Genomic DNA, 6,711 nt, shown 5'->3' on the forward strand with positions numbered 1-6,711 from the left:
AATGGCTCCGCATGCGGAGCCATTTTTTTGTTGAAGGATCGATCAGATCACGCCGACTGCAAGGCCTGTTCCAGGTCGGCCAGCAGATCGTCGATATGCTCGATGCCGATGGACAGGCGCACGGTATCTTCCGTCACGCCCGCCTTCTCCAGTTCGGCGGGCGACAACTGACGGTGCGTAGTGGAAGCAGGATGCGTGGCCAGTGACTTTGCATCACCGATGTTGACCAGCCGCGTGAACAGTTGCAGCGCATCCTGGAAGCGCGCGCCGCCGTCGCGGCCATTGGCCACGCCGAAGGTCAGCACGCCCGAGGCACGGCCCTTGAAATACTTCTGCGCCAGCGCATGGTCGGGATGATCTTCCAGCCCCGCATAGTTGACCCAGCGCACCTTCGGGTGGCGCTTCAGGTATTGCGCCACGGCCAGCGCATTGGAGGTGATGCGGTCCAGCCGCAGGGACAAGGTTTCGATGCCCTGCAGGATCTGGAAGGCATTGAAGGGCGAGAGCGCGGCGCCGGTATTGCGCAACGGGACCACGCGCGCACGGCCGATATAGGCAGCCTCGCCCAGCGCTTCGGTATAGACCACGCCGTGATAGCTGACGTCGGGTTCGTTGAGGCGCTTGAAGCGTTCCTTGTGCTTGGCCCAGGGGAACTTGCCCGAGTCCACGATGGCGCCGCCCAGCGTAGTGCCGTGCCCGCCGAGATACTTGGTCAATGAGTGGACCACGATGTCGGCCCCATGCTCGAAGGGGCGCAGCAGATAGGGTGTGGCCACGGTGTTGTCCACGATCAGCGGGACGCCGTGGCGATGTGCGATCTCGGCCACGGCGGCGATGTCGGTGACGTTGCCCAGCGGGTTGCCGATGGATTCGATGAAGATGGCCTTGGTGCGCTCATCGATCAGCGGGGCAAAGGACTCCGGCTGGCGCGGATCGGCGAAGCGCGTCTGGATGCCGAACTGCGGCAGCGTGTGGGCGAAGAGATTGTAGGTACCGCCATACAGGGTGGAGGCCGAGACGATGTTGTCGCCCGCTTCGGCAATGGTCTGGATCGCGTAGGTCACGGCGGCCTGCCCGGAGGCCAGGGCCAGGGCGGCGATGCCGCCTTCGAGTGCGGCCAGGCGTTTTTCCAGCACGTCCTGGGTCGGGTTCATGATGCGCGAATAGATGTTGCCCTGGACCTTCAGGTCGAACAGGTCGGCACCGTGCTGGGTATCGTCGAAGGCGAAGGCCACGGTCTGGTAGATCGGCACGGCCACGGCGCGCGTTGTCGGATCAGGATCGTAGCCGCCGTGGACGGAGAGGGTTTCGAATTTCCATTGCGGGTTGTCTGGCATGTTGTCTCTCTTCTTCTCGTGAATGGGATGCGGGAACACTGTCGCACCCCAGACGCTAGCGCGAGCAGGCAGGGCGCGCAAAGAAATGATTTCTCATAAGCATATGCGCCCATGCCGGTGAGGTCGCATCGATGTCAGGCCAATCTCCATCCGTGTTCGAACTGCACAGCAATACTGCATCAGTCACGATGGATAGCATGCAGGGCAAGCTTCCCTGCGGGCGCTCCGGCCCCAGCCGGTTACGCACCGGCCGCGCGCCTCACTGCACCTTGACGATCACATAGGCGGTCGCAAACACCCTGCCTGCTGCCACGGCTTGCCCTGGCAGTCTTTGCAGCGTAGCGGTCAGCCGCTTTTCCACCGTGAACTGATACGCGGGCGCAGCAGGTGCCGACGGCAGGCAGCGTGACGCATTGCTGGTGTCGAGCCGATACCAGCCGGCATTGCGTCCCGCAGGCAGCGGTGAGGACATCCCTTGACCGGCCAGCGGCGAGCTGAGGAATTGCATCGGCTGCTGGCTGTCGCTGTCGCTCAGGCTGATGCCCACACCCTTGGCCAGAGAAGGATCCAGGCCGTAGTAGTCCGAGAGCAGATACCGCACGCCCTGGTCTTGATTGACATACCCCAGCTGCCGCGCTGCCGCCAGTGCGCCCGGTGAGACCTGGATCCCAAAGGCGGTCTGGTTGTCGTCGGTCCCGGCGGTGGCCGGCGGTCGGGTATTGACGCCCTCGTCACAGCGAAAGGCCAGCGTGAATTCCACCTGCCGTGTCTCGCCTTGTCTGAGTTCCTCTTCCGAGATCGTCGGAAAAACCACTTCCGGCGTCACGTTCTGCACCACGCACGAGGGCAGCACGCTCAGGGTGGCCGCCTGGCGCATGCCGAAGGCGATGCCGTTGGCGGCACCGAAGAACAGGAAGCGCGTCGCGTGATCTTCACCATCATCATCCATGTCGCCGCTGGCGCGGTTGTAGCCCGGGCCCCGCAGCATCAGGTAGCCATTGGGCTGCAGACAGCGGTAAGGAACCGCCGCCTGCAGCCGGTTGTCCGGGCGGTCGCCGCACCAGTTGCTGGTGCCGGTTCCCGGACTGAGATCGGAGACACGGGCGATCTCGGCCTTGACCGGACTGAGATGCCTGGCGCGGATCAGGATCTTCTTGCTGGCTTCATCGACGTCGTAGTTCTCAAGACGGGCCGATTGGTAATAGCGCGAAAACACCTTCCCTGAGCGCAGATGCGTGAGCCGGATCGCCACACCGGGAAACCAGGTGCGGTAGAAACCCGACAAGCCATCCTGCGTGCCGATCTCGGCAAATCCGCCCACGCGGTCATCGCCATTGGTGGAAAACACTTCGGATATCTGTCCGGCATCGGCCAGGTCACAGGTCCACAGCAGCGTATCGCCGCTGATGCCGGAGGCCTCGGCGGCCGTCGCCACAGCACTGCCCAGCAGTGTGCCGGCCGGCTGCAGGACGGTACTGGCGAGATTGATGCGGCCGAACCAGAACTGGGCCGAGCCGCCATCGCTCAAGGGCGTAAAGGGATAGGCGATGCGATTGTTGCGCTTGCAGATGGCCTCTGCCGGCACCGACAGCAGGCATAGCGCCAGCAAGGCAAGCAGCAGGTGCAAAGGGCAGGGCAGGACCCAGTGGGAAGGTACGCCGGGCCTGGCGTGATCGGGCGGGCGAGCAGACAAGGGAAAACTCCGGCAAGGATGGGAAGCCCTGCATGTTCGCGCAAGCGCACCTGTGCGCGACATGGGCCAGCTCTGCAATGTGCATGGGCCAAATCCCATTGTGCGGCGATGCCCGCGTTTGGGATTTTGCCCATTGCTGAATCAGCGATTGCCAACGGCTGCTTGGGGGAGCGCCGATTCTGCTGCGCCACCTGCCTGCCTATGATTCGTCTGGTGCCGGACACATCGGTTGGTGTCGGCATTCTTCGTGGATCGACCGAATTCTCCTTGGGGGTAAAAATGAAAAAGCATCTCGCAATTCTGTTGCTGGTCTCGCCGTCGGTGGTACTGGCGGCAGGCAGTACCATCAATTTCCGTGGCCAGGTCAACAGCCAGACCTGCCAGGTGATGGTCGACGGTGCGGCCAATCCAGTGGTGCTGCTGCCCACGGTGGCCACCGGCGACCTCGCGGCGACAGGCGCTTCAGCGGGCGAGACGCCCTTCGTGGTCAGTGTCAGTGGTTGTACGGCATCGGCCACCGATAAACTGAAGGTCAAGACGCAATTCCTGGCCAGCGCCGCCACCAGCGGCAACAACATTCCCAACCTGGGCAGCGCCAAGAACGTGGCGCTGCAATTGCGCAAGAGCGTCGGCGGCGATCCGATCAGCCTGGTGGGCGGCAGCGGCGTGTCGGTCGAGGGGCTGGAGATCGCCGCCGGCAGTACCAGTGCTTCTCATACCTTTGCCGTACGCTACGTCGCCGAAGGCGGCGCGGCCGAAGCCGGCTCCGTGATTGGCTCGGTGCAGTACGCCCTCGACTACTTCTGATGCGCCTGTCCGGGCGCGGACTTCCGTTTCCCCGTTGGTCTCACCCCTGTCGCTGCCGGGATATTTCCCGGCGGCGCATCCCCGTTTTTGCCATGAACAGAACAAGCTTGCGCGCAGGTCTCCTCATGTTGCTGGTCTTCCTGCTGAGTGCGCATGCCAGCGCCAGCGTGACCATGCTCGGTACGCGCGTCATTTATCCGGCTGACGCCGGCGAGCAGGTGCTGCGCTTCAGCAACCCTGACGATCATCCCAATCTGGTCCAGCTGTGGCTGGATGATGGACACGCCGGCCGGCCCGATGGGCAGGCCTCGCCCTTCCTGGTGATTCCGCCGGTGTTCCGCATCGAGCCGCACGGCGGCCAGGTGGTGCGGCTCTCCTACATCGGCGCAGCGCTGCCGCAGGACCGCGAGTCGCTGTTCTTTCTGAATTTCCTGCAGGTGCCGGCCCTCAAGGCCGATTCGGTCAACGACAATCAGCTGGTGCTGACCGTGCGCAGCCGCATGAAAGTCTTCTATCGTCCCCCCGCCCTGGCCAGCGAGGCCGATGCGGCGCGCGCACCCGCGGCGCTTTCCTTCGCCATCGACAGCAGCGATGGGATGGCCAGCATGGTGGTGCGCAACGGCAGTGGCTATCACCTGATGGTGCAGCAGGCCGATCTGGTCTTGGGTGACCAGGCGCAAGCGCTGGCCAGGACCACGGTGATCCAGCCTTTCCAGGAACTGCGCTGGCCGCTGGACCATGTGCCGGCCGACCGTGCAGGCATGCGCATGCGTCTGCGTCTGCTCAACGATGTGGGTGTGGAAGTGCCGCGCGACTATCCCGTGCAGTGAGGTGATCACGGTGAGTGTGCATCCCTCGCCTCTGTGGCGCGTGGCCCGGTCCGTCCTGTCGCTCGGGGCCGGGCTGCTGGCCTGGCCGGTGGCCGTGGCCGGTCCGGCGGAGAACAGCTATCGATTCCTTGAATCGCTGGAGATGGCCTCGCCCATCAACAAGGGCAGCCTGTCTCGTTTCAATCGCGTGGGCAATGTCGAGCCCGGTATCTACAGTGTGGATGTGTTTGTCAATGGCAGCTACAGCCACCGCCGTGCATTGCGCTTCGACCTGGTTGAAGGGATGGGCGCGGCGGCCTGCTTCAAGGCCGAGGACGCCGTCTTGCTTGACCTGCGGCAGGATCTGGTCGCGCAGCTGGGCCAGCGCGAATGCGCCCGCATCGACGAGCTGGCGCCCGGGGCGCAGGCCGTGTTCGATCTCTCACGCCTGCGGCTGGACGTCAGCCTGCCGCAGGCGCAACGCAACCATGTCGCGCGGGGCTACATCGATCCCGCGCTCTACGATGCCGGTGACAGCATGGGTTTCCTCAACTACAGCATCAGCCAGTATTACGCCCATACCGCCCAGGCCAGCAGCAGTTCGGTCTACGGTTTTACCAACAGCGGCGTGAACCTGGGCCTGTGGCGTTTGCGCCAGCAAGGCAGCCTGGGCTATGACAGCCGCAGCGGACTGCGCTGGAATCCGGTGCGCACCTATGCCCGCCGCGCCTTGCCCGACTGGACCAGCGAATTGACGGTGGGCCAGAGCTATACCTCCGGCAAGCTGCTGTCGGGATTGGCCTACCAGGGACTGGAATTGAGTTCGGACGAGCGCATGCTGCCCGATTCGCAGCGCGGCTATGCACCGGTCATTCGTGGCACTGCGCGCAGCAACGCTCAGGTCATCGTCAGCCAGAAGGGGCGCGATATCTACCGCACCACCGTCGCTCCGGGCAGTTTCGTGATCGACGATCTGTATCCGACCAGCTACAACGGCGATCTTGATGTCACCGTCATCGAGGCCGATGGCACCCGGTCCCGCTTCAGCGTGCCTTACTCGGCGCTGCCGGAATCGATGCGGCCTGGCAGTGAGCGTTACAGCGTCACACTGGGCCGGACCCGCGATACCGACAGCAGCTTGCCGTTCGTGGATGCGCTCTACCAGCGCGGGCTGAGCAACAGCATGACCGGCAGCCTTGGGCTGCGCCTGGCGCCGGCATACCAGTCGGCGGTGCTGGGCACCACCCTGGCCGGGCCGGCCGGTTCGCTGGGCTTGTCGCTGAACTATTCGCATGCCGATACCGGTGGCGGTGCGCGTGGCGGCTGGATGATGGGCGTGTCTTATTCACGGGCCTTCGATGTCACCGGCACGCAGTTCTCCATCGCCAGCTATCGCTACTCCACGTCCGGTTACCGCGAACTGGCCGACGTGATCAGCGAGCGCCAGGTGCGGCGTACCGGATTCTCTTCGCTGGCCAGTTCCACCAGCTATCAGCAGCACTCGCGCATCGATCTCTCGCTCAGCCAGAAACTGGGGAGCCTGGGCTCGCTCTATCTCTCCGGCCTGACCCAGACCTTCCACCATGACCGCAGCCGCATCACGCAATTGCAGTTCGGGTATTCGACCTTGTGGCGCAATGGCGTGAGCCTGAACCTCGCCTTCCAGAGGCAGCAGGTCAGCAGTGTGGCTCGGACCGCCAATGATCTGGACGGGCGGCTGGCAGCGGTGGCGCAACCGGGCTCCTCGTTGATGCTGTCGCTGTCGATCCCGCTGGGGCGCGAGGGCGGTGAGCGGCCTGTCGCCAGTACGTCGGTGGTCCGGGCGGCGGACCAGGACCTCTATCAGACCCAGGTGTCCGGCATGCTGGCGGGCGAGCGCCAGCTCAGCTACAGCGTGGGGGCCAGCCATGTGCCGGGCGGCCAGCAGGACAGCATCAACGGCAACCTCGGCGCGCGTCTGCCCAAGGCCAACCTCAATCTCAATCTTACGCACGGGCGCGACTACTGGCAGGGGGCCGGCAACGTGCGCGGGGCGCTCGCCGTGCATGCCGGCGGGATCACCCTC

General features: G+C 64.4%; 5 protein-coding genes. 3 read left to right on the forward strand and 2 right to left on the reverse strand.

The genetic code is table 11. The annotated features are described in order from the left end of the window. Positions 1–47 precede the first annotated feature (47 nt). Together B3873_RS20915 and B3873_RS20920 are read right to left on the reverse strand one after the other, a co-directional pair. The gene (locus tag B3873_RS20915) at positions 48–1,337 is read right to left on the reverse strand and encodes an O-acetylhomoserine aminocarboxypropyltransferase/cysteine synthase family protein (RefSeq protein WP_039784211.1); all 1,290 of its coding nucleotides are present in this window, start codon (positions 1,335–1,337) and stop codon (positions 48–50) included. 259 nt (positions 1,338–1,596) lie between these two features. Then, positions 1,597–3,030 (reverse strand): fimbrial protein, encoded by a 1,434-nt coding sequence (locus B3873_RS20920; RefSeq protein ID WP_286868782.1) that lies wholly within the window; start codon positions 3,028–3,030, stop codon positions 1,597–1,599. A 279-nt stretch (positions 3,031–3,309) separates the two neighbouring features. Here B3873_RS20920 and B3873_RS20925 point away from each other — a divergent pair, with 279 nt between their 5' ends. The 3 genes from B3873_RS20925 to B3873_RS20935 form a co-directional block, all read left to right on the forward strand. Further along, positions 3,310–3,837 (forward strand): fimbrial protein, encoded by a 528-nt coding sequence (locus B3873_RS20925; RefSeq protein WP_209534203.1) that lies wholly within the window; start codon positions 3,310–3,312, stop codon positions 3,835–3,837. Between the two features lie 125 nt (positions 3,838–3,962). Then, positions 3,963–4,667 carry a fimbrial biogenesis chaperone gene (locus B3873_RS20930; RefSeq protein ID WP_121043471.1) on the forward strand — a complete coding sequence of 235 codons (705 nt, stop codon included), beginning with the start codon at positions 3,963–3,965 and terminating at the stop codon, positions 4,665–4,667. 10 nt (positions 4,668–4,677) lie between these two features. Further along, on the forward strand, positions 4,678–6,711 hold a 2,034-nt coding region (locus tag B3873_RS20935; protein ID WP_286868786.1), incomplete at its 3' end, for a fimbria/pilus outer membrane usher protein.

This window comes from Herbaspirillum sp. UBA812, from assembly GCF_002296545.1.
GTDB lineage: Bacteria > Pseudomonadota > Gammaproteobacteria > Burkholderiales > Burkholderiaceae_D > Herbaspirillum > Herbaspirillum huttiense.